We start from the raw sequence: 24,093 nt of genomic DNA on the forward strand, positions 1-24,093 counted from the left end.
GGCGACGGCTACGTCGGCGGCGACGAACGGGTCATCAGCGATGCAGGATTGGACTCGAAATCCTTGCTACACATTCCCGTGACGAGCTGGTGCAGGTCTTCTGGTCCGGAGCAGAGCAGCGCGCGGCGAAGGGAGGTTCCCATCACCAAGAAGGAAGCAGACGCGGGACGTAGTGTGTCTATTACGCCATTGGCACTGAAAGTCGCTGTGCTGCGGCGCATTCGGACAGGTGTTCGGGGCGTTCCGAGAGAGGAACGGGCGCATGAGACTTGCGGTCATGGAGAGTGACGGCCAGTCCGGACAAGGACTGGTCGACCTGCTCATTGCGCGTGGATACAGCGCAAAGCGCATGAGTGGGGCGGCGGATCTGCTGGTGGCCCACCGCGGCTATGACGCGGTCGTGCTGGATCTGACGCAACCGGACATGGACGGTCTGCAGGTCCTGCGCCGGATACGCGAAGCCAGCGCCGTGCCGGTGGTTGCCGTGGGTACTCGCACCGATGAACGGTATGTCGTTCGAATATTGCGCGGTGGTGCGGACGACTATCTGGTGAAACCGGTGCGCGTAGGTGAGCTGATCGCTCGACTGGAGAAGGTGGTTGGCCGTGCTGTCGCCACAGTGCGCCCGATTGGCGGCGTGGTGGTTGCCGGTGACGTCCGCATCGATCTGAAAGCCCGCCGTGTCGAAGTGGCGGGTGCGCATGTTCCATTGACTCGCAAGGAATTCGAGCTGATCACGACACTTGTCGAGCGGCCGGGAGTCACGGTCAGCCGACAGCAGCTCATGGACAGGGTCTGGGGCGAGGCGTTCTTCTCTGTGTCCAAGTCCCTCGACGTCCACATGACCTCCCTGCGTTCCAAGCTGAATCGGCCGGGATTGATCGTCACTATCCGCGGACATGGCTACCGCTGGGTCGGTGAACCCGGATAACCGTCGGCCGGTGACTGCAACCGGTCTGGTCCCGACTCTCGTAGTGTGAGCAATATCCATCGGTGAAATGAACTTTCGAGAAGGGTGCGTAGCCCATGCGGATCGGCGTACCGAAGGAAGTCAAGAACAACGAGTATCGCGTGGCCATCACCCCGGCTGGGGTACACGAACTGGTACTGCATGGTCACGAGGTTGTCGTGCAGCGAGGGGCTGGGGGTGGCTCCTCGATCACAGACGAGGAATACGCCGCCGCGGGCGCTGTCCTCCAGCCCGACATCGACAAGCTCTGGGCCGACGCCGAGATGGTCCTCAAGGTCAAGGAACCCGTTGCCGAGGAGTATGGCCGGATGCACGAGGGACAGGTGCTGTTCACATACCTGCATCTCGCCGCCGACAAAGCCCTGACCGAGGAGCTGCTGGCTCGCCGGGTCACCGGGCTCGCATATGAGACAGTGCAGTTGCCCGACCGCTCGCTGCCGCTGCTCGCGCCGATGTCCGAGGTGGCGGGCAGGCTGGCTACCCAGGTCGGCGCTGCCGCCCTTCTGAAACGCGCTGGCGGCCGTGGGGTGTTACTCGGCGGTGTACCTGGTGTGCCGCCGGCGAAGGTTGTCATCATAGGCGCCGGCGTTGCCGGCATGAATGCCGCTCAGATCGCCGTCGGCATGGGCGCACAAGTCACCCTGCTGGACCTCGAGCCCGCCCCACTGGCGGCAGCCGACCGGATCTACCGCGGCGGGCTGCAGACGGTTGCCTCCAATGTCCACGCGATCGAGAGAGCTTGTCTCGACGCTGATTTGGTTATCGGAGCCGTTCTCGTCCCCGGCGCCAAGGCGCCGACGTTGGTTTCCAGCGAACTGGTTTCGCGTATGAAGTCGGGCTCAGTACTCGTCGATATCGCCATCGATCAGGGCGGTTGTTTCGAGGGCTCTCGCCCGACAACGCACGCCGAGCCGACGTATATCGTCCGTGGTTCGGTCTTCTACTGCGTGGCCAACATGCCCGGGGCTGTTCCCACAACTTCCACCCACGCACTCACCAATGCCACTCTGCGGTATGTCGTTGCGCTGGCGGACGAAGGCTGGAAGCGGGCCCTGGAGGATGACCGAAGCCTAGCTCTCGGGCTGAACACTCACGCTGGGGTGCTCACCAACGCCGCCGTCGGCGGGGCGATCGGGATCGATGCTGTGGCTCTGGAAAACGTACTGGCTCTGCTGTAGCGGCGTGCGAGCACGCGCAGCGACGGCGCGGAGCCTCGGTCAGCGCGGATGGTAAGCATCGAGACGGCATGCCTGGTCGCATAAGTCGCGAGCGTTATCGCTCACGGTTGTGACGAGGCGCGCACCAACAAGGTGACCACCGCATTCGTGACGTCGGGGTGCTGCGTCGGTGGCACGGGGCGATCTCGCCACCGACGCGGTTGCGGAGGTAGCTCTCGGCTAGGCCTCGTCGGTCCGGCCCTCGCCCAGGTACCAGTCGGGCTGACCGCTGGTGGGCAGGTCGTGGAGCTTGTCCGGGTTGCGCACCACGTCGATCGCGACGATGCGGCCGTCGTCGACGGTGAAGGAGAACACACCGGTGTGCGTACCGTCGAAGACCACGAGGCCCGGCCGGCCGTTGACCAGCACCGCGCGGCCCCAGGCGCCCGCCGCGGACGGGGCGTGGTACCAGCCGAGTAGCAGCTTGGCCACCAGTTCGGCGCCGTGCACGGGCTGCCGGATCGCGGGCACCTTGCCGCCGCCGTCGGCGGTGAGGCTGACGTCGGTGTCGAGTACGCCGAGCAGGGCACTCAAGTCGCCGGAACGCCAGGCCAGCGCGAAGGCCGACACCACCTTGTTCTGCTCGTCGGGCGACGCGGGGAAGCGCGGGGTGCCATCCTCGACGTGCTTGCGAGCACGGGAGGCGAGCTGGCGGACAGCGGCCGGGGTGCGGCCGACCACCTCGGCGACTTCGGGGCCGCTCATACCGAACACGTCCTGCAGTACGAAGGCCGTGCGTTCGGCAGGCGACAGTGACTCGAGGACCACAAGCAGGGCCGTAGTGACCCGCTCATCCTGGGTGATCCGGTCGGCCGGGTCGTCCCAGCTCGTCACCTCGGGCTCGGGCAGCCATTCGCCCACGTACTGTTCCCGGCGCATGCGGGCCGAGCCCAGGTGGTCGAGTGCGAGCCGTCCGGTCACTGTGGACAGCCACGCGCGCAGGTTGTCGATCTCGCCCGCGGTTCCCGCCGTGTGCTGGCGCTGCAACCGCAGCCACGCCTCCTGCACCACGTCGTCGGCGTCGGTGAGGCTGCCCAGTGTGCTGTAGGCGAGCCTGCGCAGATACGGCCGGTGTTCCTCGAACCGCCGGGCCAGTTCGGCTTGGTCGAGGGGCTCTGGAGAGGAGGACTGTTCGGAAGTCACTGCTGTTCGCCGTTCGGTCGTTCGCCCCCCACAGGGCGAGTGTATGAATGCCTCACCAGGTCGACGACGTGGGGGCCCGGTGTGTGACACGTCCGCGCGGCGGTGATATCCCGGCCAGGGTGCTCAGACCGGCGGGCCACCCGATAACCTCGCCGGGTGCAAAAGGGGACCTCCCACGCGGTCGGGCTGCTGGTCGGATTCGCGCTCGACCGGGTGTTCGGCGATCCCCGGCGACGGCATCCAGTGGCAGGGTTCGGTGTGGCGGCCGCGGCGCTGGAGTCGGTCACCTACGCCGACCGGCGGGTGGCGGGGCTGGTGCACGAGGTGCTCGCGGTGGGAGCGATCGTCGGGCTCGGCGTCGCAGCGCGTCGGGGCGGGCTGCCCACGACTGTGCTCGCGACCTGGACGGTTCTCGGTGGTCGCAGCCTGGCACGCGCCGGTCACGCGATGGCCGATCGGCTGGAGTCCGGCGATCTGGACGGCGCTCGCGCGCTGTTGCCCTCTCTGTGCGGCCGCGACCCTGACGTGCTCGACGCGGACGGGCTCGCGCGCGCCGCCCTGGAATCCATCGCCGAGAACACTGCCGACGCGGCCGTCGCGCCATTGGCCTGGGGCGCTGTGGCGGGTGTACCCGGTCTACTCGGGTATCGCGCGGTCAACACGCTCGACGCGATGATCGGCTACCGCAATGAGCGCTACCTTCGTTTCGGCTGGGCCGCGGCGCGCACCGACGACGTGGCCAATCTGATTCCGGCCCGCCTCACGGGCCTGCTCACGGCCGCGCTGGCCCCGCTTGTCGACGGCCGCCCCGCCGCGGCCCTGCGCGCCTGGCGCCGCGACGCCGCCGGGCACCCCAGCCCCAACGCGGGTGTGGTCGAGGCGTCGATGGCGGGCGCGCTCGGTATCCGGTTGGGTGGTCGCACGCACTATCCGCATGGCGTCGAACAGCGCCCGCTCCTCGGAGTCGGCCCCGCTCCCACCGTGCACGATCTGCGCCGCGCGGTGCGGCTCTCCGAAGCCGTGCAGTGCGCCGCCGCTCTCCTCGCCGCCGCTATCGCCGCCATCAAGCGCTGATCCGCGTCGCGCGAGTCCAGACGTCTGTGTGTCTCGGCTGGGCCGGCGGCACCAGCCTTGTCTTTCGCACCTTCAGTCGACCCGCGTCCGACCGCGTGGCTGAGCAGACGTCGCAGTAGGTTGATCAGCTGCGGCCGCGGCCGTAGCGGTCGGCCAGGCGCGCCTCGGTGGTCGGTGCGGCGGGTTCGGTCGGCGTCGCCCGGGTTGCCTCGGCGGGAGTCGTTGCGGCGCGAGTTGTTGCGGCGCGAGTTGTTGCGGCGGCGCCCTTTTCCTTCCGCCGCTCCCGAAGCTCGGCGTACACGAAGTAGCCGAGCCCCAGCGGCGCCATGATGCCGAAAGCCAGCCATTGCAGGCCGTAGGACAGATAGGGGCCCGCGTCGAGCTGTGGGAGTGGGGTGGGGGTGAACACGCCGGGCTGGTTCTCGCTCAGCTGCAGGTAGCCGCCGCGTTCGCCGGTCGGGATGGCGGTGACGGGCTGTCCGAGGACCGTCGACTCCTGGCTGGTATCGATGGAGTACACCTGGCGGTAGCCGTCCTGGACGCTCGGGTCCTTGCCGGGTGCCACACCCTCGGACATGCGGACCCGCGCTTCGATGCGTTGCGGCCCGGTGGGCGGTTCGGGGATCCGCGGTGGGCGGGATCCGTCCACCGCGGCGACGAGCCCGCGATCGACGAGCAACACGCGCCCGTCGTCCAGCCGGAACGTCGCGAGCACCGCGTAACCGGGCGCACCGTCGAGGTGGCGCAGTCGCACCAGCACCGTGGAGTCGGGCAGGTAATTGCCCGAGGCGGTGATGCGGCGCCATTCGGTGTGTGAGTCGGCGGCCGTGTCGCCGAACACCGTGCTGACGTCCACCGGGTCGGCTCGCACCGAATCGGCGATCAGCTGATTGCGATGCGAGGTGGCCGTGTTCTTGCCGAGCTGCCACGGCGCGAGCACGGTGAAGCACAGGTAGGCGAACGCGGCGACCAGCACCGCCAGGATCAGCCAGCTGGGACGCAGCAGAAAGGTGAGCCTGCGCATCAGGGCCGTCCGTCGAGGAGGGGTCTGCGGTCGGACGGCTCAGCGGCTGTCCGCAGTTCGGCGCGCACCCAGTCGAGCAGGCCGGGGACGGCCGCCTCGATCTGGTCGCGGACGAGATCGAAGTCGTCGGCGCTGCCGTAGTAAGGGTCGGCCACGTCCTGATCGTCGGCGTCCGGGTCGAAGGTGCGCAGCAGCCGCAGCCGCTCCCGTGGTATGCCGAGGCGGGCCAGTTCCCGCTGGTGCGAGCTGTCCAGCGCGACCACCAGATCAGCGTCGCGGTGCTCGGCGCCGAACGTGGCGGCGACATGGCCGGTCGGATAGCCGTACTTGCGCAGCGTCGCGTCGGTCCGCGGGTCGGCGTCGTCGCCGACATGCCAGGACCCGGTGCCCGCGCTGCTGACCCGCACGCGGTCGGCCAGTCCGGACCGGTACAAATGCACCGCGAAGATTTTTTCCGCCATCGGAGAACGGCAGATGTTGCCGGTACAGACGAACGACACGTGCAGCTGACCCACGACTGCCATTCTGGCCGGTCTCGCGCCGAGGCCGCCACGTAGGGTGTCGTCTCGTGCCCGAGGACAGTGTCGACCGCGCGAAACTGCGCTACCACGGTGACGTGGACGCACGCCCGGGCATGCTCGATTTCGCGGTGAACGTCCAGGGCGCGGCGCCGCCGGGGTGGCTGCGGCAGCGCCTGGCCGCCCAGCTCGGGGCGCTCGGCCGCTATCCGAGCGCCGAGGAGGCGGACGCCGCCCGCCGCGCGGTCGGGGTCAGGCACCGCCGTGCTCCCGATGAGGTGCTGCTGCTGGCGGGCGCTGCGGAGGGTTTCGCGATGCTGCCCCGCCTCGCACCGCGACTGGCCGCGGTGCTGCATCCGTCGTTCACCGAGCCGGAACTCGCGCTGCGCGACGCGGGTGTCCCGGTGACCAGGGTGCTGCTGTCACCGCCCTACCTGCTCGATTCCGCCGTGGTGCCCGTCGAGGCAGATCTGGTGGTGCTCGGCAACCCGACCAATCCGACCTCCGTGCTGCACCCGGCTGACGCCGTTCGCGCGCTGCGCAGGCCGGGCCGCACCATTGTGGTCGACGAAGCGTTCGCGGACGCTGTCGCGGGCGAGCCCGAATCCCTCGCCGCGGACGCGGCGCCCGACCTCCTCGTACTGCGCAGCCTCACCAAGACCTGGGCGCTCGCTGGTCTGCGCTGCGGCTACTTTCTCGGCGATCCCGCGCTTCTCGCGCGGCTCGAGCGCGGGCGGGCCCACTGGCCGCTCGGCACGTTGCAGCTGGAGGCGATCACCGCCACCGCCGACCAGGCGGCGGTCATCGAGGCCGAGCGGCGGGCCGAGGCCGTCGCCGCGGCACGTGCCGCGATGATCGAGCGGCTGACCGAAATCGACGTGCATGTCTACACCCCGGCCGAGGGCCCGTTCCTGCTGCTGCACGTCGCGGACGGCGAATTGCTGTGCAAGCATCTGGCCGACCAGGGGATCGCGGTTCGCCGGGCCGACACGTTCCCCGGCCTCGGCCCGAACCATCTGAGGGTCGCGGTCCGAGACGGACCGGAGGTGGATCGGCTGGTCGACGCAATCCGGTCGGCAGGTCTGTGATGACCGCAGGGGCGAGCCGAACGAAACCGAATGTGGCAATGCATGAACGAGGCGAAGAAGGTGGACGATGACGACGCTCGCGGATCTCATCGCGGTGCTCGACGCGGCCTATCCGCCGCGGCTGGCCGAGTCCTGGGACTCGGTCGGCCTGGTCTGCGGCGATCCCGCGGAAGAGCTGACCCGCGTGCTGTTCGCGGTCGATGCCACCGCCGCCGTCGTCGACGAGGCGATCGATGGGGGCGCTCAAGCGCTGGTGGTGCATCACCCGCTGCTGCTGCGCGGTGTCGACACGGTCGCGGCTGACACGCCGAAAGGCGCGTTGCTGCACCGGCTCATCCGCTCCGGTTGCGCTCTGTTCACCGCGCACACCAACGCCGACTCCGCCGATCCCGGAGTTTCGGACGCGCTCGCCGCGGCCCTCGGTCTCACCGTGACCGGTCCGCTGGATGCGAAACCAGAATCCGTCGTTGACAACTGGGTGGTCCAGGTGCCGCGCACGCACACAGACGCGGTGCTGGCCGCGCTTTTCGCGGCGGGCGCCGGCGGCAGCGGGAACTATCGCGACTGCGCGCTGCGGGTGCCCGCGACCAGTCAATTCCGTCCGGTGGCCGAGGCGAATCCGGCGCACGGCGCCCTCGGCGAACTCCAGCACGTCGAGGAGGACCGGGTCGAAGTGGTCGCCGCGCCCGCGGCGCGCTCGGCGGTGCTCGCCGCGCTCCGCGCCACCCATCCCTATGAGGACCCGGCTTACCACATCAGCGAACGCGCACCGCTGCCCTCGTCGCTCGGGATCGGCCGGGTCGGCACGCTGCCGCAGCCGGAGTCGTTGCGCGCCTTCACCGATCGAGTGGCCGCCGCTCTTCCACCCACCGCGTGGGGCGTGCGCGCCGCGGGCGATCCCGACCGCACCGTCTACACCGTCGCGGTCTGCGGCGGCGCGGGCGATTCCTACCTGACTGCCGCGGCCCGTCTCGGCGTCGACGCCTATGTCACCGCCGACCTGCGGCACCACCCGGTCGACGAGCATCTGCGCCGGGGTGGCCCCGCCCTCGTCGACGCCGCGCACTGGGCCACCGAATTCCCTTGGTGCGCACAGGCGGAATCGGTGGTCCGGACCGCGCTGCCCGACCTGGAGACCCGCGTGTCCACGCTGCGCACCGACCCGTGGACGGTGCGGGCACCCAGCTGACCGCCGGCTGCGGGACCTGAACGCCGTTGTCCTGCCAACGGAGTCGTAACGATCGGGGGCGTGACCGCGTTCGCCGCAGCGATGCAGTCGTCGGTTCGGGTGAATTGCACGGCTCGTGCGGGGTACAACTAGCGTATGAGTGAGCGCAGCGAGCGAATCCTGTTACAGCGCGCATTGCGCATGCCGGAGCCGAGCGCTAGCGAGGCGAAGGCATGAGCTTTCCGGTCGATTTCGGGGTCGTGCAGATCGGCCTTATCCTGCTGCTGCTCGTCGGTGTCGCGCTGATCATCTCCGGACTCGTCACGGCGCGCCGGGTCGGGATGCGGGCGCTGGTCGCCCGCGGGGCAAGCGGACTCGTGCTACTGCTGGTCGCGGCGGTGCTGCTGTGGATAGTGACGTTGCTGCAGACGTACCTGGGATTGACCGGGGAGATCAAGGCGGCGCACGTAGTCGCCAAGCAAGTGGCGGGGCAGGAGCATCAGCTCGACGTGGACCTCACCCTCTACGGCGACGACGACCATCCCGAACAGCGCAAGACCTATCGGGTCGAGGGCGACATGTGGATGCTGCAGGCGGGCATCGTCGAGCTGGAGCCCTGGGTGAACGCCCTCGGCTTCCACTCCGGCTATCAGATCAGCCGACTGTACGGCCAGCGCCTGGACGGTGTGGCGACTACCCAGCATCAGATTTTCCTCAACGACGGGGATCGGGACTTCTTCACCGACATGCGGGCCGGCCGCTGGTGGACCCAGCCGTTCGTGCGCTCTGCCTACGGCAACGCGGTGATCGCGGTACCCGGCGAATACGACGTCTACATCTCCAGGGACGCCATCAAGACTCGCACCGTCGGCGGCTAGCGTGGGGCAACGGGTCCGGCGAGGTACGGTTGAACACCAACCCCGTCCACCATGTCCAGGAGTTTGTCCGCGTTGAATGTCGAACCCCCGATTCAGGCCGAGCTGCTGCAGCTCGCCGCCGTCGACGCCGAGCTGACACGGATCGCGCACCGTCGCACCGTGCTACCCGAGCAGCAGGAGGTGGCCCGGCTGGAGGCCGAACGCAACGCGCACAAGGACGCCGCGGTGGCCGTGGAGATCGTGCTGGACGACCTCGATCGCGACATCCGCAAGCTGGAGGGCGAGGTAGAGGCGGTGCGCAAACGCGAGGACCGCGACAAGGGGATGCTCACCGCGGGCTCGGTGAACGCCAAACAGCTGACGGAGATCCAGCATGAGCTGGGTAGCCTGGAGCGCCGCCGCTCGGTGCTGGAGGACGAACTGCTCGAGGTCATGGAGCGCCGCGAGGCTTCGGCCGCAGACCACGAGCACGCGGGCGCCAGGCTGAGTAAGACCGAAGAGGATCTGGCCGCCGCGCAGCGGCATCGTGACGAGGCGCTCGCGGATCTGGATGTGGCGCAGGGCCGTTGCGATACCGACCGATCCGGTATGGTCGCGCGGTTCCCGGCCGAATTGCTCGCGATCTACGACCGCCAGCGCGAGCAGCACGGTGTCGGCGCGGCCCTGTTGCAGGCCCGCCGCTGCGGAGCGTGCCGCATCGAACTCGACCGCGGCGAGATCGCGCGGATCGCCAAGACCGCGCCCGACGTGGTTGTGCGCTGCCCGGAGTGCGGCGCGATCCTGGTCCGGACCAAGGAATCGGGGCTGTGAGCCGGCCGCTGCCCGGCTCGGTCGCCCGCGCGAAGCGGCGACGACGGTGACATATTCCGAGGTGATCGTCGAAGCCGACGGCGGCTCGCGCGGCAATCCGGGCCCGGCCGGGTACGGCGCGGTGGTCTACGACCCGGAGCGCGTCCGGGTCCTCGCCGAACGCCGGGAGTTCATCGGCGTCGCCACCAACAACGTCGCCGAATACCGCGGCCTGATTGCCGGATTGGAGGCGGCGGCGGAAATCGGCGCCGAATCCGTCACGGTGCGGATGGATTCCAAGCTGGTCGTCGAGCAGATGTCCGGCCGCTGGAAGGTCAAGCACGCGGCCATGATTCCGCTCGCGGACCGCGCGCGCAGGCTGGTCGCCGGTTTCGCGCGGGTGAGCTTCACCTGGATTCCGCGCGAGCAGAACGCGCACGCCGACCGGTTGGCGAACGAGGCGATGGACGACGCCACCCTGGTGGACGAGGTCCGCTCGGCGGCTTCGCGTGAGCAGCGGGCGCCGGCGACGGGGCCCGCCGATCCGGCCGTCGCCACCGCCGACGAGCGCGAGCTGCCGAGTTGGATCGACGAGGTCAGGGACGCGGACGCCGTGGCGGCGAAGGCCGCACAGCCTGGCCCGGGCTGGACGGGAGCCACCGGCCGCCCCACCCGTCTTCTTCTGCTGCGCCACGGCCAGACCGAACTGTCGCTAGAGCGCCGCTACTCCGGTCGCGGCAACCCTCCACTCACCGTCCTCGGCCGCGAGCAGGCTGCCCGCGCCGCGAAGATGCTGGCCGCCAAAGGTGATATCGCGGCCGTGGTCAGCTCCCCGCTCGGCCGCGCCAGGGAGACCGCCGACGCCGCGGCCACCGCGCTGGGCGTGCCGGTCAGAGTGCTCGACGGCCTGATCGAGACCGACTTCGGCGCCTGGGAGGGTCTGACCTTCCTGGAGGCCGCGCAGCGCGACCCGGAACTGCACGCCCGCTGGATCGGCGATCCCGCGATCGCCGCGCCGGGCGGCGAGAGCTTCGACCAGGTCCGCGAGCGGGTGGGCGCGGCCCGTCGCGATCTGGTCGGGTTGTATCCCGGCGCGAACGTCGTGGTGGTCAGTCACGTGACCCCGATCAAGACGCTGCTGCAACTGGCGCTCGGTGTCGGCCCGTCGCTGCTGTACCGGCTGCATCTGGATCTGGCGTCGCTGTCGATAGCGGAGTTCTATCCCGATGGTGGAGCATCGGTGCGTCTGGTGAACGACACGTCCTATCTCTGATGCGACGCCGAACACGGTGTGGGAACCGCGAACTAGGCATTACTGCTACGGATTTGCGGCTCACATTCGTGCGATGCGGTGAATTCCGCTTCAACTCCGCCGTGCCCGTCGCGGAGCGGTAGGCTGACGTTGTCAACCTGGGCACGGTGCTCGAGGCGGAACCGGGTCGGGCGCGTGTTCGGCCTGAGGTCGGCGCTCGCGCAGCCGTGTGGGTCTGCCGGAATTCACGAATTCGCCGCTGCCGCAATGTCGCGCAGCGCGGTTGCGGTGAATTGGTCTAGAGGATAGAACAATTCGATGGCCAGTTCAGACAGCGTGACGTCGGCCGGTGCGCCGAATGTGGCCATCGTGCTGAACATCGACAGCTCGCCCGCGGGTGTGCGGATCCGGATCGGTACCTCGAACGGACTCGTTCGTGTGTCTGTCTCCTCCGAATCGTCCACGATCGGAGGTGGGTCCGGGTACCGGGACACCTCGTCGTACAGCGCCGCCAGGTCGGGATCGCCGCTCGCGGTGACCTGCCTGGCCAGCCGCTCCACGAACAGCTCGCGCACCTGGGCGAGGTTGACCAGCCGGGCGGCGAGCCCTTCCGGATGCAGCACCAGCCGGTACACGTTCGGCTGTGGTGCCCGCACGTGGTCGGGAACGCCGTGCGTCAGCACGTCCATCGCCGCGTTGCCGGTCACCACGTTCCACACCCGATCGACCACCACCGCCGGATATGGCTCGTGCGCGGTCAGCATGGTGTCCAGCGCGGCGCGGACCGACGTGAGATGCGCGTCGTCCAGGCTGCTCTCCCGATACGCCGGTGCGTAGCCCGCGGCCATCAGCAGCGTGTTGCGCTCGCGCAGCGGCACATCCAGCGTCTCGCATAGTCGTAAAACCATCGCTCGGCTCGGCTCGGCTTGGCCCGCCCGGTCTCCACATACGAAAGGTGGCGTGCCGAGGTGTCGGCCGCCAGCGCCAGATCGAGCTGGCTCAGCCTGCGTCGCTGCCGCCACTCGCGTAGCAGACTGCCCGCTCTCGATTCCGTTCCCGCCGGTGTATGTGCCACCTGACCAGCTAATCACCCGCCGTGCCGCGGAGCCATGACCTCAGAGGTTATTGAGACGCCCACCTCGAGTCCGCAGGGTTGGTCTCGGGAACCGATAGGCCCCGACCGGATCGACCACAGGAGCAGACATGAGCATCTCGACCCCGGCCACCCGGCCCGCACCCGCCCGCGACTTCCTGAGTACCACACCGCGGGTGGACGGCTGGAGCACCGGAATCTTCGGCGGTGTGCTGCTGGCGGGCGCCGCGGCTCTGCGGGACCCGCTCGGGCTGCCCACCGTCTGGAGTGTCGTGTTCGGTGTCGCGATGCTCGGCGGTGCGCTCGTCCTGCTGCTGATCGCGAGACAGCCCGAGATCCGGGCGCGGCAGGCGAACGGGGTCGTCGCTGTCAACGCGGTGTCGGCCGTAGCGATGATCGCGCTGGCCGAATCCGGTGTTCTCGACCTCACCGTCCTCGGTGTGGCGTTGCTGCTCGTCGGCGCTGCGGTGGTCGCGGTCTTCGCCGGGCTCGAATTCACCGGCCTGTGCCGGCGCGCCTGAGCGGTCGCGATCAACGCATACCGACGACCGATCCCGCCGCACCGCCGGGGGCTCACGGTTCGACCGGACGCCGCGTCTGGAGAATCCTTTGCGCACGACAGTGCCGGGAGAGTGAAGAGTTCCTGGTGGATGTCTCGACGTTCGAGATCAGGCAGCTCATCCCTGATGAGTGGGTGGTATTCCGGCGGGTCAGGCTCCGGGCGCTGGCCGATGCGCCGCAGTTCTTCGGTTCGCCCCTGGCGGAGGCGCAGGCCCGAACCGAGCGTGACCGGCGGCGTGCGCTGGCGGACCGGTGCAGTTTCCGGCCGATTCCGCGGGGGTCGAGCTGGGCACCGTCGCCGGCATGCCAGCTCTGAATCGCGGTGGTGTGCACCTGATTTCGATGTGGGTGGTGGCGCCCGAGGCGCGCGGCACCGGGGTATCGGATCTGCTCGTGCGCGCGGTGATCGAATGGGCGCGCGGTGGTCATCGCGTGGTCCGTGTGGAGGTCGCCGAAGGGAACATGTTCGCTGAGCAGTTGTATCGACGCAACGGCTTCGCGCTGACCGGGGTCAGCGGACCCCTCGCACCAGGTGATTCACGACGGGAACGCGTGATGGAACTGCGCCTCTGAGGTTCGGTTTGCCTGCGCGGTCGCCGGGTAACCGGCCCTCGACAGGGTGTGACGAGCGGTTCGCTGGTCCAGCGCCCTCGGTCCGTCGGTGTCGCGCTCGCTGATCGACACCATCAGGACATCCGCCCGGCACCGCGCCGCCGAGGACAGGAGACAGCGATGAACGAACGTAACTCGGAAACCGACGGTTTCCAGAAAGTCGCAGGCGCCACGCGCGGCGAGGCGGCCGACACCGAGGACACGGCCGCCGAGGCGCGGCACGCGGCCGAACGCAAAGCCGCCGACGTGCGCCGTCGGGCCGCGGAGGCGACACGGGAGGCAGAGGAGAAAGTGGCCGCCGCGCGACGGGCGGGTCAGAGCCAGGAGGCCACCCAAAAGGCGGCGGCGTCCATTCGACGGGCGGCCGCGCGCGCCGAACTGACGGAGGCGAACACCGCTGCCGCCGGCGAACGTGGGGCGGCCGGAGTTCCCGAACCCATCGCCCAGCAGGGCCGCACGCTGCTGGAATTGTTCCGCAAACAACCCCTGCTCGCCGCCGCCCCCGCCGCGATCATCGCATTCGTTGTCTGGCGAGCCATCCGCGGACGGTAAACGTGATCAGCACAGTCCGGCCAGCTTGTAGAGCACCAGTGAGCCCGCGACCGCCACGTTGAGGCTGTGCCCGGTGCCGACCATCGGGATCTCGACTGCCACGTCGAGCAGCTCGAGTCCTTCCGGCGGGATCCCGCTGGTCTCATGTCCGAGCACGATGACGGTGCGCCGCCGGGCGACGGGCAGGTCGGCCAGGCGGATGGATTCGTCGGTGAGTTCCACGCCGACGATCGCCGAACCACCGTCACGCTGGCGGCCGAGCCACCGCTCGACCCGTCCGTCGACCCAGTGCACGCACTGTCGGTGCCGCAACGTGTTGCCCTGCGCGAGCGCGTCGGGCACCCAGGGGCGCCGCGGCACCACCATGCACGCGCCGACGGCGTCACAGGTACGCAGCAGCGTCCCCAGGTTGACGCCGTGCTTGGGCCACAGCGGTGCGATCAGCAGATGGTTCCAGCAGCCGTGGCTGCGTCTGCGCCGCTGTCCGCGCAGTTCCGTGCGGGTCCTGACCCGCGCGGAGCTCATTGTGGAACGGGAAGTGTCTTCCCATAGGAGAGAGCAACTTTCATCGAAAAGATGCTTCGCGGCGCATCGGGGCCATCACCGAGGGCGGACTGCCCGGGAAACGAATAGTCACCCCACGATACGTCACCGACCGCGCGGCGCGACCCGGCCGGCCGGCCGGGTCGCGCCGTGGGAACTCAGGGCCGCAGCACCGACACCAGGAACTCGGTTTGGTCGTACACGGCCTTCTCGAAGACGTCGTCGAAGTAGATGTCGAAATGCCCTGCCGGATAGTGCTTCACGATCGCGTGCTTGGTGCGGTCGGCGGCCTGCATCGCCGATTTCACCGGCGCGATGGAGTCGTTGTCGCACAGCGCGTACAGGACCGGCATCTTCAGTGCCTTCGCACGTCGTCCCGGCGCATCGAACAGCGCGGAGATGGCCACGCGCGCGGCGACTTTCGGCTCGTAGGTCTCGCTCTCCTCGATCAGTCTGCGGTTGCCGTCCGGGACGTCGGATGCGCTCATCAGCGCCGCCGCCCACTTGCGGCCCGCCAGCCGGATGCCGACGGGCTTGCGCCGGATCGGGCCGATCAGCAGATCGGTCGCTGCGATGGTGGCGACCTTGACCAGGCTGATCGGTCCCTTCGCCAGCGCCGAAGCCAAGCCGCTGGTGAACGGCACCTGCGCGACCACGGCCGCGATGTAGGCGTCGTCCGGCGCGACCGACAGCACGTGCCCGCCGCCGAAAGAGGTGCCCCACAACGCGATTCGGGTCGCGTCGATGCCGCGCAGGGTGCGCGCGAACGCGATGGCGGCATGCCAGTCCGCGCGCTGGCGGGCGATGTTCACCACCTGGCGCGGCGTGCCCTGGCTGGCGCCGAAATGTCGATAGTCGAACACCAGAACCGCGATGCCCGCGGCGGCGAAGCGCCGCGCGTAGCGGTCGAGTCCCATTTCCCGATTGGCCCCCAGGCCGTGTCCCATCACCACGAGGGGGCGGGGTTTTGGTGCTCCGTCCGGGCGATAAAGCCACGCGGCGCACTGCTCGCTTCCGGAGGGGAAGCCGACCTCGACACGTTCCATGGCCAGTAACCGTACCTAGTATCCTGTTACCGCGGACGAGTTGGTCGGGCGACCGCGGCGCCGGGAACGGGCACATGTGTGCCGCTGCCCGGAGCCGAGGAAAGTCCGGACTCCACAGAGCAGGGCGGTTGCTAACGGCAACCCGGGGTGACCCGCGGGAAAGTGCCACAGAAAATAGACCGCCCATGGCCTTTCGGGGCCGTGCGGTGAGGGTGAAACGGTGCGGTAAGAGCGCACCAGCGCCCCGGGTGACCGGGGCGGCTAGGTAAACCCCGCCCGGAGCAAGGTCGAAGGTCGCACCGCTCGCGGTGCGGCTGCGCAGGCGTTCGAGGGTCGCTCGCCCGAGCCTGCGGGTGGACCGCTCGAGGCACCCGGCGACGGTGTGTCCAGATGGATGGTCGCCACCCGGTGCGAACCGGGTACAGGATCCGGCTTAGAGACCGACTCGTCCGCCCCGACGTCGGCGAAACGTCAGAGACCCGCGCCGAGCGGATGCCCTGTCGTAACGCGCGCGGCGGATGCCGATTCGGGTGCGCCGCCGCAGAATTCGACGCTCCCGCGTGTCGGTGCCGATTCCCGCCATCGTCGTGATCACGATCGGCTACCTGATGAGGTGTCTGCCGCTGCGGAAGTAATTCACTCAGCACATCAGTTTGGTCATCTGATAGATCGCCTTGGCCTCCTCCGAACTGGGTTCGGTGCTGCCCCCGGCTCGTTTGGCGATGTTTGTGACGACTTCGTCTTCGGACTTGCCCGCCTTGATGTCCTTGCACCCCTCGGACAAGATACTTGCGATCTTCGCATCGTCTTTGCCTTCGGCGAGCTTCGGGAACGCGCCACGGAAGCTGACGACGAACGCGCCCGCCTTCACGCTGTCGACGGCCAGGGCCTCGCCGCCCTGCGTCGAGGGCGCGCCGGAGGTGGTGGTCGACGGGGTGGCGCTGGCTGCTTCGTCATTCCCGCAGCCGGCGAGGAGCAGGGCGAACAGGGCGGCACTGGCCGCGAGAGCGGCGGTAGTTCTTCTCACGCAGCGGGATGCTAGCGGCCCGGAACCAAGGCCGCCTCCCGCCAGGTGAACGGGAGGCGACGCGTGGGAGAGAAGAATCGCGCGGTCAGACCGGGTTGACCATAAAGACCTGAGCCCAGTGCGCGGCCTGCTCGGGGCCGAGGAGGGGCAAAAGGTAGTCGAACAGGATCGATGACATAGGTGCAGAGCTCCCAATTGTCGACGTACGGGACATTTCGAAATGTGCGGGCGCACGCGACACCCGTCACGGCGGGCCACGTTAGCAGCGTGGGCGCGGTCGTGTCGCCGCTCGAAGTTTCCGCCATGTCGATTCCTGTGGAGCTGGCCTTCATCGTGATCGACGTCATAAAGTAGTCGCCGTTGGCACGGCCCGTTGCCGGGCAGCAACGGGCCATTCGTACTCCGATCGCGGGAAAGCAGGTCTCAACTCATATGCGAGTAGTTCGCTCATTGGTCGCTGGTGCATTGGTCGCCGGGGCCGCATCGGTTTTCGCCGTGCTCGGCACCGGTTCCGCCAGCGCGGTCGCGGTGACTCCGCTGCCGGGTGGGGTCCAAGTGGACCTCAGCCCCGCCGACACGGTGTGGGTATCTCAGAACCATTTCGGCCAGACGATCGCCGGCCTGCCGCATCCTTCGGCGGCCTCGTTCGGTGAGGCGCTCGACGTGGCGGCCCAGGTGTCGTCCTCGGTCCCCGGCGGCCGGGTCACCTTCACCGTCTACGGGCCGGTCGAGCAGTTGAACGGCACCATGCTGGCGCTGCAGTAGGACCCGGCGCTCCAGCGTGGAACTTCACCAGCGGATCGTCTCGGCGCCGGTCGATTTCGGCGCCATCCGTTCCGAATTCGGCTTGGCCTCGGCGTATCCCGCCGAGGCCACCGCCGAGGCGCGCGATGCGATCGACGCGTTCGCGGGTGACCGGGTCGATCGCACGGATATCCCGTTCGTGACGATCGACCCGCCCGGGGCTTTGGATCTGGACCAGGCCCTGCATCTCGAACGCACCCCCACCGGCTTCACCGTGCATTACGCTATCGCCGACGTCGGTGCCGTGATCATCCCCGACGGCGCGCTCGCCGAGGAGTCCGGCGCCAGGGGGCAGACGTTTTATCTCCCCGACAGCACCGTGCCGCTGCATCCGCCGGTGCTGGCGGAAGGGTCCGCGAGCCTGCTGCCCGGGCGGACCCGCCCTGCGGCGCTGTGGACCATCGAACTCGACGAACAGGCCGAACCGCGGAGTTCCTCGGTGGTGCGGGCCCTGGTGCGCTCCCGTGCCCGCCTCGACTACACCGGAGTACAGGTCGACGCCGACGCCGGTCGACTGCATCCCTCGATCGCGGCCCTGCCGGAATTCGGCACGCGGCGCATCGAGGCGGGGCTGGCGCGCGGCGCGATCGGGCTGCGGCTGCCGGCGCAAACCATCGTTCGGGACGCGCGCGCCGACGGGCACTGGCGGCTGGTGGTGGACCCGCGCACCCCCGCCGACGACTGGAACGAGCAGGTTTCGCTGCTGACGGGCATGTGCGCGGCGCGGATCATGCTGGACGGTGCCGCGCGGGCCGAGGAGCGGGTCGCGCTGCTGCGCACCATGCCGCCACCGGCCGAATCAGCGATCGATTCCATGCGGCGCACCGCGCACGCGCTCGGTGTGACCTGGTCCGCGGAGGAGGCGGTCGGCCGGATGCTGGCGCGGCTGGACCCGAACACGCCGGCGGCGCTGGTACTGATGTCCGAGGCGACCAGCCTGCTGCGCGGTGCTTCCTACACCGTGGTCGACGGCGCCGCGGGGGAGCCGCTCGCGCCGGAAGCATTGCGGCACAGCGGTATCGGCGCGTCCTATGCGCATGTCACCGCTCCGTTGCGGCGGCTGTCGGATCGGTTCGCGACGGAGATCTGCCTGGCCAGGTGCGCCGGAAACGAGGTGCCGCGGTGGGTACGTGGCGGATTGACGCGCACGGCCGAGGCCATGCGCCGTAGCGATGGCGTCGCGGGCAAGCTGGAGCGCGCTTGCATCGATCTGACCGAGGCGACCTTGCTGACGCAGCGGGTCGGCGCGGAGTTCGACGCCGTGGTGGTGCGCGAGGGCAACGGCAATCGGCCCGCCGAGATCTTCATCGCCGACCCTCCGGTGCTCGGGCCGTGCGTGGGCGAGCCGCCGGAAGGGGCGGCGGTGCGGGTGCGGCTGACATCGGCGGACCCGAGGGAACGGAAGGTGACGTTCGAGTTCCCCGCGTGAATCCGCGCGTCCAGCACCCTGTCGGCGTCCGACAGTGCCGGGTGTCGACTGCCGCAGCCCGTTGGATCGAACCGTTGCGTCGCAATCTTCAATGGCCGCGTCTGACGCACGGCAAGTGCGCGTAGAGACCGCACGAACCGACTCACCCTGCGAACTGTAGTGGTGGCGCACCTTCGCTCGGCACTGGATCGCGGAGTACCAGCTGCCGTGCGTCGCGGGCTCGGCGAGCTACCTGGCGTCGAGCTGTCCGAACAGCGCTGCGGCCGTGGCCGGATAGCGGCTCAGCTCGCGACCGGCCGCCGCGTCCTCGGCGGCCGCGAGAATCTCGTATACGGCCGCTTGCTCGCCCGCCGTGGCGGCGTCGGCCGCCCTGCCGAGGATCGCCTCGTGTGATTCCACCGCGTCACGGTGGTCTCCGAGCACCGTCTGCAGCTTCTTCGCCCGCGTGCCGAGGTCGGCCGCGGCGTCGCCGAGCGTCTGCTCTGCCGCTTCGCACGAGTAGCGCAAACGTTTGGCGCTCTTGCGGATATCGTGCAGAAGCTCTATTCGCTCGGTAGCGGTGACCGTGGGTTCGGCGCGCACGAGGGACTCGACCCGGTCGAGGTCGCGTCGCAGCACCTCCTCGAAAAATTCTGCGGCGTGCGCCGCGGCGCGGGAGTGGCGCAACGGGGGATCGGTGCGCCACTCGCAGAGCTCCGCCCGCAGATCGCGGTAACGCGCGCTGTCCAATGCCTCGAGGACCTCGTCGTGCGCCGCTCGGTAGCGGTTCCGCTCGGCGTTCACCAGCCGGGCGGTGAGGGCGTCGAGGTCGGCGCGCGAGGTCTGCCCGGCATGGTCGGCCAGCAGCGTCTCGAAACGGTCGGCGCGCACCTCCGCGTCGCGGGCTTCCCCGAGCAATCCGGCCAGCCATTTGAGTTCCGCGCTCATCGCGGCGACCGGTTGCTTGTCGAACAGTCCGCGGTAGGACCGCAGCACGCTGCGCAGCCTGCGGGTGGCCACCCGCATCTGGTGCACGGAATCCGGTGCGTCGGAACGGACCTCGGGTTCGGCGGCCAGCAGCCGGTCGACGTCCTCACGCAGTGCGGTGACGAGCGCGCTCCCGGCCGTGGTCGCCATGCTTACCCCGCCTTCGCGAATCGGTCGGTCGCTTCGACCAGGTGATGCGTGATGCCGGGCTCGTTCGCCGCGTGCCCTGCGTCGTCGACGATGCGCAGTTCCGAACCGGGCCAGGCCCGATGCAGGTCCCACGCGCTGACCGCCGGGCAGACGATGTCGTGACGGCCCTGCACGATCACGGCGGGTATCTGCGCGACGGCGCCGATATCGCGCAGCAACTGGCCTTCGTCGAGGAAGCCGCCGTGGCGGAAGTAGTGGTTCTCGATCATGGCGAAGGCCAGCGCAAACCTGGGCTCGGCCATGTCGGCGACTCGATCTGGTTGCGGCAGCAGCGAACTCGTGGCGGCCTCCCAGGTGGACCAGGCGACGGCGGCCGCGCGGGCGACCTCGTCATCGGCCGAGTGCAGCAGACGGTGGTAGACCTCGACCAGATCCTGGTCGCGTTCGTCCTCGGGCACGGGTGCGAGGAACTTCGCCCACTCCTCGGGGTAGAGGTAGCCCGCGGCGCCGTTGTAATACCAGTCGATTTCCTTGCGGCGCAACAGGAATATGCCGCGCAGCACAAGCTCTGTTACGCGTCCGGGATGCCGCTGCGCGTAGGCCAGCGCGAGCGCCGAACCCCATGAGCCGCCGAACACCTGCCAGCGCTCGACGCCGAGCTGCTCGCGCAGCGCTTCGATGTCGGCGATCAGGTGCTGGGTGGTGTTGTGCTCCAGGCTCGCGCCGTCGGCGAGATGCGGAATGGAGCGGCCGCAGCCGCGCTGGTCGAACAGCACGATCCGGTAGGCGGCCGGGTCGAAGAACCGTCGATGGAACGGCGCGGTGCCACCGCCGGGGCCGCCGTGCAGGAACACCACCGGCTTGCCGTCCGGATTCCCGCTGACCTCCCAGTACAGCGACTGGCCTTCGCCGACGGCGAGCATGCCGGAGTCGTGGGGTTCGATCTCGGGGTAGCGGCTGCGCATCCGGCCTTCTCGATCAGAACACCAGACCGGACGCCAGGTCGGGGATGCCCAAGGCGTCTATGGCCTGCTGACGCACATCGGGGCAGCTCTTGATGGCGGCGCGATCGACGATCGCCTTGTCGGCCAGCACCGCGGCGTTGATGGCGCCGTTGCGCAGCGCCCACTCGTGCACGAGCGCGTTGAGCCCGATCTTGCCCAGCGTCCCACCCTGTATCCGCCAGTTCGTCAGTTCCGGGCGGAGCATGTCGCACAGCTGAGCTGCGGACGCGTCGCTGACCTCTTGAGTGGTCGGCGTGCTGCGGCTGGTGGTCGCGCTCGCCGCTGCCGTGGTAGAGCTTTCGGTCGGAGCGGGGCTCGACTCGCTGCCACAGGCGGTGAGTGCTGCTGCGGCGCAAACACCGGCGATCAGCAGTGTGCTGCGGGAAATCCAACGGCTGTGCGGCATCGGTACCTCTGCTCGTGTCGGTATTGTCGGCATCGAGTCTGCCATTTTTTTCCGCTGACCGGCCCGTGCCGGTTGGTTTCGCCGGGAATATGTCAGCGGAAGTGCGCGCGCAGCTCGTCCAGCAGCTCATCGACGACCGAGCAGTGCGACGGGTGGATGCACCGCTCGCTGGTCATCGCCCGCTCCGACACCTCGCTCAGAAGCTGTGCTCCGGACCGGGGAAGGTGCCCCGGCGCACCTCGTCGGCGTAAGCGGCTGCCGCGGCGCGCAGTTCGTCGCCGATGTGGCCGAAACGCTTGACGAACTTGGCGGTCTTGCCGCTGGTATAGCCCGCCATGTCCTGCCAGACCAGTACCTGCGCGTCGGTGTCGGCGCCCGCGCCGATGCCGATGGTCGGAATGGTCAGCTTGCGGGTGACCTGTCCGGCCAGCTCGGCCGGCACCATCTCCATGACCACGGAGAACGCGCCCGCCTCCTGCACTGCGATGGCGTCGGCGATCAGCTGCTCGGCGCCGTCGCCACGCCCCTGCACGCGGAAGCCGCCCAGGGTGTTCACGCTCTGCGGGGTGAAGCCGACGTGCGCCATCACCGGTATGCCCGCGGAGGTGACCAGCGCGATCTGCTCGGCGACGCGCTCACCGCCCTCCAGCTTCACCGCGTGCGCCCCGCCCTCCTTCATGAAGCGGGTCGCGGTGGCCAGCGCCTGCTGCGGCGAGGACTCGTAGGTGCCGAACGGCAGGTCGGCCACCACCAGCGCGTGCGGAGCGCCGCGCACCACACCGCGCACCAGCGGGATGAGTTCGTCGACGGTGATCGGCACGGTGGTGTCGTAGCCGTACACGACGTTGGCCGCGGAGTCGCCGACCAGCAGCACCGGGATGCCTGCCTCTTCGAACAGCCGCGCCGAGGAGTAGTCGTAGGCGGTCAGCATCGCCCAACGCTCGCCGTCGGCCTTCATCTGCTGCAGGTGATGCACCCGGGTCTTGCGCACGGTCTTCCCGGCCGTGGCGGGCGCCGCACCGTAGGCAGGGGTTTCCGAATCGGATACGGACATCATCGTCCCTTTCGTCTGTGTCGCCTCGGGGCCCGTCCGGGTCCCCGGGTCTGTCTGACGAATCCAGTGTGCCACCGCCACCGGGGCGGATTAAGGGCCTGACCGGTGCAATTGGTCACAGCTCCGGGCAGGTTTGCCCGATGGCGGCATCGGCGTTTTCCCGATGGCAATATCGAGGGCATGTCGATGGTGCGAAGTGGGCGCGGTGTGCTCGTGGTGGCGGTGCTGGCGTTGGTTGCTGCGGGGTGCACTGTCACCCGCGACGAGCCGGGTACCGCGATGCCCGCGCCGCCCACCGGGCTGGAGAAGTTCTACGGGCAGTCGGCGCAGTGGGGCGGCTGCACCGGATTCGGTGGAGCGGACGACCGCTTCCCCCCGAACGCGGAGTGCGCGCGGATCGCCGTGCCGGTGGACTACGCGTCGCCGGACGGCCCGACCGCGCAGATCGCGGTATCCCGGATCAAGGCGACGGGCGAGCGCATCGGTTCGCTGCTGATGAACCCGGGTGGCCCGGGGGAGTCCGGCCTGACCATGTCGTTCCTCGGTAACAAGACGCCGCTGGCCGAGCGCTTCGACCGGGTCGGATTCGACCCGCGCGGCGTCGGCTCCTCGACCCCCGCGATCGTCTGCCAGACCGCCCAGGAGCAGGACGCCGAACGCGCCGAGCCGCAGGAGGACAACTCGCCTGCGGGCATCGCCGACGCGGAGGCCGACAACCGCAGGTACGTGGACCGCTGCCTGGAACGGACCGGCAAGGACTTCCTCGCGCATGTCGGCACCCGCGAGGTGGTGCAGGACCTGGACGTCATGCGCGCCGCGCTCGGCGACGCGAAGCTCAGCTACCTCGGCTACTCCTATGGCACCAGGATCGGCTCGGCGTACGCGGAGAGGTTCCCGACGCACGTGCGTGCCCTGGTGCTGGACGGCGCGATCGATTCCTCGCAGGACCCGGTGCAGGAGTCGCTGCGCCAAGCGGCGGGCTTCCAGAAGGTGTTCGACGCCTACGCCGCGGACTGCGTGCGGCATCCGGACTGCCCGCTGGGCACGGATCCGGCGCAGGCCGTGCAGTGGTTCCGCGAGCTGGTGAACCCGCTGTGGGACAAGCCGGTCGCGACCACCGACCCGCGCGGGCTGAACTACGGTGACGCGCTCACCGGTGTGCGTCAGGCGTTGTACTCCGACGAAATGTGGGCGGTGCTCACACTCGGTTTGTCCGAATTGCGCGACGGCCGCGGCGATACCCTGCTGTCGCTGGCCGATCTGTACGACGGCCGCCGCGACGACGGCACCTACAACAACACCAGCGACGCGTTCAACGCCATCCGCTGTATGGACGATCCGCGCATCAGTGACCGCGGTGTCACCGGACGACAGGACTCCGAATACCGCAAGGCGGCGCCGTTCTTGGACGACGGGCACGGCACGGGGGCGGCGCCGCTGGAGCTGTGCACCTCCTGGCCGGTGTCCAACACCACCGAACCGCACCGGATCTCGGTGAACGCGCTGCCGAAGACCGTGGTGGTGTCCACGACCGACGATCCGGCGACGCCATACCAGGCCGGGGTCGACCTGGCCGAGCAGCTGGGCGCCGCGCTCATCACCTACCGGGGCAGCAGGCACACGGTGGCGCTGGCGGGCGGCGTGCCTTGCGTGGACGACGCGGTCGTCGGCTATCTGGTCGCCCTGACCGAACCCCCGCCGGGCCTCACCTGCTGAACCCGTCGA

Annotated in this window: 27 protein-coding genes and 1 other RNA gene; 16 read left to right on the top strand and 12 right to left on the bottom strand. The window is 69.1% G+C overall.

Annotation, left to right across the window (positions count from 1 at the left end):
* Positions 1–262: 262 nt before the first annotated feature.
* On the top strand, positions 263–931 hold the full coding sequence (locus OH799_RS33660) for a response regulator transcription factor (RefSeq protein WP_406272803.1): 669 nt from the start codon (positions 263–265) through the stop codon (positions 929–931).
* 95 nt (positions 932–1,026) lie between these two features.
* The gene (gene ald / locus OH799_RS33665) at positions 1,027–2,148 is read left to right on the top strand and encodes an alanine dehydrogenase (RefSeq protein WP_406272806.1); all 1,122 of its coding nucleotides are present in this window, start codon (positions 1,027–1,029) and stop codon (positions 2,146–2,148) included.
* A gap of 219 nt (positions 2,149–2,367) precedes the next feature.
* Here the strand turns inward: ald and sigJ are convergent, their stop codons facing one another.
* Positions 2,368–3,330, bottom strand: a complete 963-nt coding sequence (gene sigJ / locus OH799_RS33670) for an RNA polymerase sigma factor SigJ (protein ID WP_406272809.1) — start codon at positions 3,328–3,330, stop codon at positions 2,368–2,370.
* A 156-nt stretch (positions 3,331–3,486) separates the two neighbouring features.
* Between sigJ and OH799_RS33675 the strand changes: the two genes are divergently transcribed.
* Complete coding sequence (locus OH799_RS33675) at positions 3,487–4,404, top strand: cobalamin biosynthesis protein (RefSeq protein WP_406272812.1); 918 nt, start codon at positions 3,487–3,489, stop codon at positions 4,402–4,404.
* Positions 4,405–4,528: 124 nt separating this feature from the next.
* On the opposite strand, the gene OH799_RS33680 is transcribed toward OH799_RS33675, so the two are convergent.
* Both OH799_RS33680 and OH799_RS33685 read right to left on the bottom strand, forming a co-directional pair.
* On the bottom strand, positions 4,529–5,428 hold the full coding sequence (locus OH799_RS33680; RefSeq protein WP_406272815.1) for an SURF1 family protein: 900 nt from the start codon (positions 5,426–5,428) through the stop codon (positions 4,529–4,531).
* The gene (locus tag OH799_RS33685; protein ID WP_406272818.1) at positions 5,428–5,952 is read right to left on the bottom strand and encodes a low molecular weight protein-tyrosine-phosphatase; all 525 of its coding nucleotides are present in this window, start codon (positions 5,950–5,952) and stop codon (positions 5,428–5,430) included. The genes OH799_RS33680 and OH799_RS33685 overlap by 1 nt, the downstream gene beginning before the upstream one ends.
* 44 nt (positions 5,953–5,996) lie before the next feature.
* On the opposite strand from OH799_RS33685, the gene cobC reads away from it, so the two are divergent.
* From cobC to OH799_RS33710, 5 genes are all read left to right on the top strand, one after another.
* On the top strand, positions 5,997–7,034 hold the full coding sequence (cobC, locus tag OH799_RS33690; RefSeq protein ID WP_406272820.1) for an Rv2231c family pyridoxal phosphate-dependent protein CobC: 1,038 nt from the start codon (positions 5,997–5,999) through the stop codon (positions 7,032–7,034).
* 67 nt (positions 7,035–7,101) lie between these two features.
* Complete coding sequence (locus tag OH799_RS33695; RefSeq protein ID WP_406272823.1) at positions 7,102–8,223, top strand: Nif3-like dinuclear metal center hexameric protein; 1,122 nt, start codon at positions 7,102–7,104, stop codon at positions 8,221–8,223.
* 212 nt (positions 8,224–8,435) lie between these two features.
* Positions 8,436–9,080, top strand: a complete 645-nt coding sequence (locus tag OH799_RS33700; protein WP_357267543.1) for a hypothetical protein — start codon at positions 8,436–8,438, stop codon at positions 9,078–9,080.
* Between the two features lie 72 nt (positions 9,081–9,152).
* The gene (locus tag OH799_RS33705) at positions 9,153–9,890 is read left to right on the top strand and encodes a zinc ribbon domain-containing protein (RefSeq protein ID WP_406282829.1); all 738 of its coding nucleotides are present in this window, start codon (positions 9,153–9,155) and stop codon (positions 9,888–9,890) included.
* Positions 9,891–9,936: 46 nt separating this feature from the next.
* Positions 9,937–11,142 carry a bifunctional RNase H/acid phosphatase gene (locus tag OH799_RS33710; protein WP_406272827.1) on the top strand — a complete coding sequence of 402 codons (1,206 nt, stop codon included), beginning with the start codon at positions 9,937–9,939 and terminating at the stop codon, positions 11,140–11,142.
* Positions 11,143–11,366: 224 nt separating this feature from the next.
* On the opposite strand, the gene OH799_RS33715 is transcribed toward OH799_RS33710, so the two are convergent.
* Entirely contained in the window at positions 11,367–12,029 is a 663-nt protein-coding gene (locus tag OH799_RS33715) for a transcriptional regulator (protein WP_406272830.1), read from the bottom strand.
* The gene (locus tag OH799_RS33720; RefSeq protein WP_406272833.1) at positions 11,969–12,196 is read right to left on the bottom strand and encodes a helix-turn-helix domain-containing protein; all 228 of its coding nucleotides are present in this window, start codon (positions 12,194–12,196) and stop codon (positions 11,969–11,971) included. The genes OH799_RS33715 and OH799_RS33720 overlap by 61 nt, the downstream gene beginning before the upstream one ends.
* Positions 12,197–12,324: 128 nt before the next feature.
* Here OH799_RS33720 and OH799_RS33725 point away from each other — a divergent pair, with 128 nt between their 5' ends.
* From OH799_RS33725 to OH799_RS33735, 3 genes are all read left to right on the top strand, one after another.
* Positions 12,325–12,735 carry a hypothetical protein gene (locus OH799_RS33725; RefSeq protein WP_406272834.1) on the top strand — a complete coding sequence of 137 codons (411 nt, stop codon included), beginning with the start codon at positions 12,325–12,327 and terminating at the stop codon, positions 12,733–12,735.
* Positions 12,736–13,027: 292 nt separating this feature from the next.
* Positions 13,028–13,348: a GNAT family N-acetyltransferase gene (locus OH799_RS33730; protein WP_406272837.1), complete on the top strand. Its 321-nt coding sequence runs from the start codon at positions 13,028–13,030 to the stop codon at positions 13,346–13,348.
* A gap of 159 nt (positions 13,349–13,507) precedes the next feature.
* Positions 13,508–13,939: a hypothetical protein gene (locus tag OH799_RS33735; protein WP_406272840.1), complete on the top strand. Its 432-nt coding sequence runs from the start codon at positions 13,508–13,510 to the stop codon at positions 13,937–13,939.
* 6 nt (positions 13,940–13,945) lie between these two features.
* Here the strand turns inward: OH799_RS33735 and OH799_RS33740 are convergent, their stop codons facing one another.
* Both OH799_RS33740 and OH799_RS33745 read right to left on the bottom strand, forming a co-directional pair.
* Positions 13,946–14,464: a TrmH family RNA methyltransferase gene (locus OH799_RS33740; RefSeq protein ID WP_357267554.1), complete on the bottom strand. Its 519-nt coding sequence runs from the start codon at positions 14,462–14,464 to the stop codon at positions 13,946–13,948.
* Between the two features lie 176 nt (positions 14,465–14,640).
* Positions 14,641–15,528: an alpha/beta hydrolase gene (locus OH799_RS33745; protein ID WP_406272843.1), complete on the bottom strand. Its 888-nt coding sequence runs from the start codon at positions 15,526–15,528 to the stop codon at positions 14,641–14,643.
* 36 nt (positions 15,529–15,564) lie between these two features.
* On the opposite strand from OH799_RS33745, the gene rnpB reads away from it, so the two are divergent.
* Positions 15,565–15,980, top strand: an RNA gene (gene rnpB, locus OH799_RS33750) — RNase P RNA component class A.
* A 188-nt stretch (positions 15,981–16,168) separates the two neighbouring features.
* Here the strand turns inward: rnpB and OH799_RS33755 are convergent.
* Positions 16,169–16,555 (bottom strand): hypothetical protein, encoded by a 387-nt coding sequence (locus OH799_RS33755; RefSeq protein WP_406272845.1) that lies wholly within the window; start codon positions 16,553–16,555, stop codon positions 16,169–16,171.
* Positions 16,556–17,005: 450 nt separating this feature from the next.
* On the opposite strand from OH799_RS33755, the gene OH799_RS33760 reads away from it, so the two are divergent.
* Entirely contained in the window at positions 17,006–17,320 is a 315-nt protein-coding gene (locus tag OH799_RS33760; RefSeq protein ID WP_406272848.1) for a hypothetical protein, read from the top strand.
* A 16-nt stretch (positions 17,321–17,336) separates the two neighbouring features.
* Positions 17,337–18,788 (top strand): RNB domain-containing ribonuclease, encoded by a 1,452-nt coding sequence (locus OH799_RS33765; protein ID WP_406272851.1) that lies wholly within the window; start codon positions 17,337–17,339, stop codon positions 18,786–18,788.
* Positions 18,789–19,016: 228 nt separating this feature from the next.
* On the opposite strand, the gene OH799_RS33770 is transcribed toward OH799_RS33765, so the two are convergent.
* From OH799_RS33770 to OH799_RS33780, 3 genes are read right to left on the bottom strand one after another with little or no spacing between them, the layout of a single operon-like run.
* On the bottom strand, positions 19,017–19,904 hold the full coding sequence (locus OH799_RS33770) for a CHAD domain-containing protein (RefSeq protein ID WP_406272854.1): 888 nt from the start codon (positions 19,902–19,904) through the stop codon (positions 19,017–19,019).
* Positions 19,905–19,906: 2 nt separating this feature from the next.
* On the bottom strand, positions 19,907–20,869 hold the full coding sequence (pip, locus tag OH799_RS33775) for a prolyl aminopeptidase (RefSeq protein WP_406272857.1): 963 nt from the start codon (positions 20,867–20,869) through the stop codon (positions 19,907–19,909).
* A 13-nt stretch (positions 20,870–20,882) separates the two neighbouring features.
* The gene (locus OH799_RS33780) at positions 20,883–21,113 is read right to left on the bottom strand and encodes a hypothetical protein (RefSeq protein ID WP_357267569.1); all 231 of its coding nucleotides are present in this window, start codon (positions 21,111–21,113) and stop codon (positions 20,883–20,885) included.
* A gap of 49 nt (positions 21,114–21,162) precedes the next feature.
* On the opposite strand from OH799_RS33780, the gene OH799_RS33785 reads away from it, so the two are divergent.
* Positions 21,163–21,372 carry a hypothetical protein gene (locus tag OH799_RS33785; RefSeq protein WP_357267571.1) on the top strand — a complete coding sequence of 70 codons (210 nt, stop codon included), beginning with the start codon at positions 21,163–21,165 and terminating at the stop codon, positions 21,370–21,372.
* Positions 21,373–21,510: 138 nt separating this feature from the next.
* Here OH799_RS33785 and panB read toward each other — a convergent pair whose 3' ends face one another.
* On the bottom strand, positions 21,511–22,368 hold the full coding sequence (gene panB, locus OH799_RS33790; RefSeq protein ID WP_406282832.1) for a 3-methyl-2-oxobutanoate hydroxymethyltransferase: 858 nt from the start codon (positions 22,366–22,368) through the stop codon (positions 21,511–21,513).
* A gap of 186 nt (positions 22,369–22,554) precedes the next feature.
* Between panB and OH799_RS33795 the strand changes: the two genes are divergently transcribed.
* Positions 22,555–24,084, top strand: coding sequence for an alpha/beta hydrolase (locus tag OH799_RS33795; protein WP_406282835.1), 1,530 nt, complete (start codon positions 22,555–22,557; stop codon positions 24,082–24,084).
* Positions 24,085–24,093 lie beyond the last annotated feature (9 nt).

It is taken from the genome of Nocardia sp. NBC_00881 (genome assembly GCF_045207455.1).
GTDB lineage: Bacteria > Actinomycetota > Actinomycetes > Mycobacteriales > Mycobacteriaceae > Nocardia.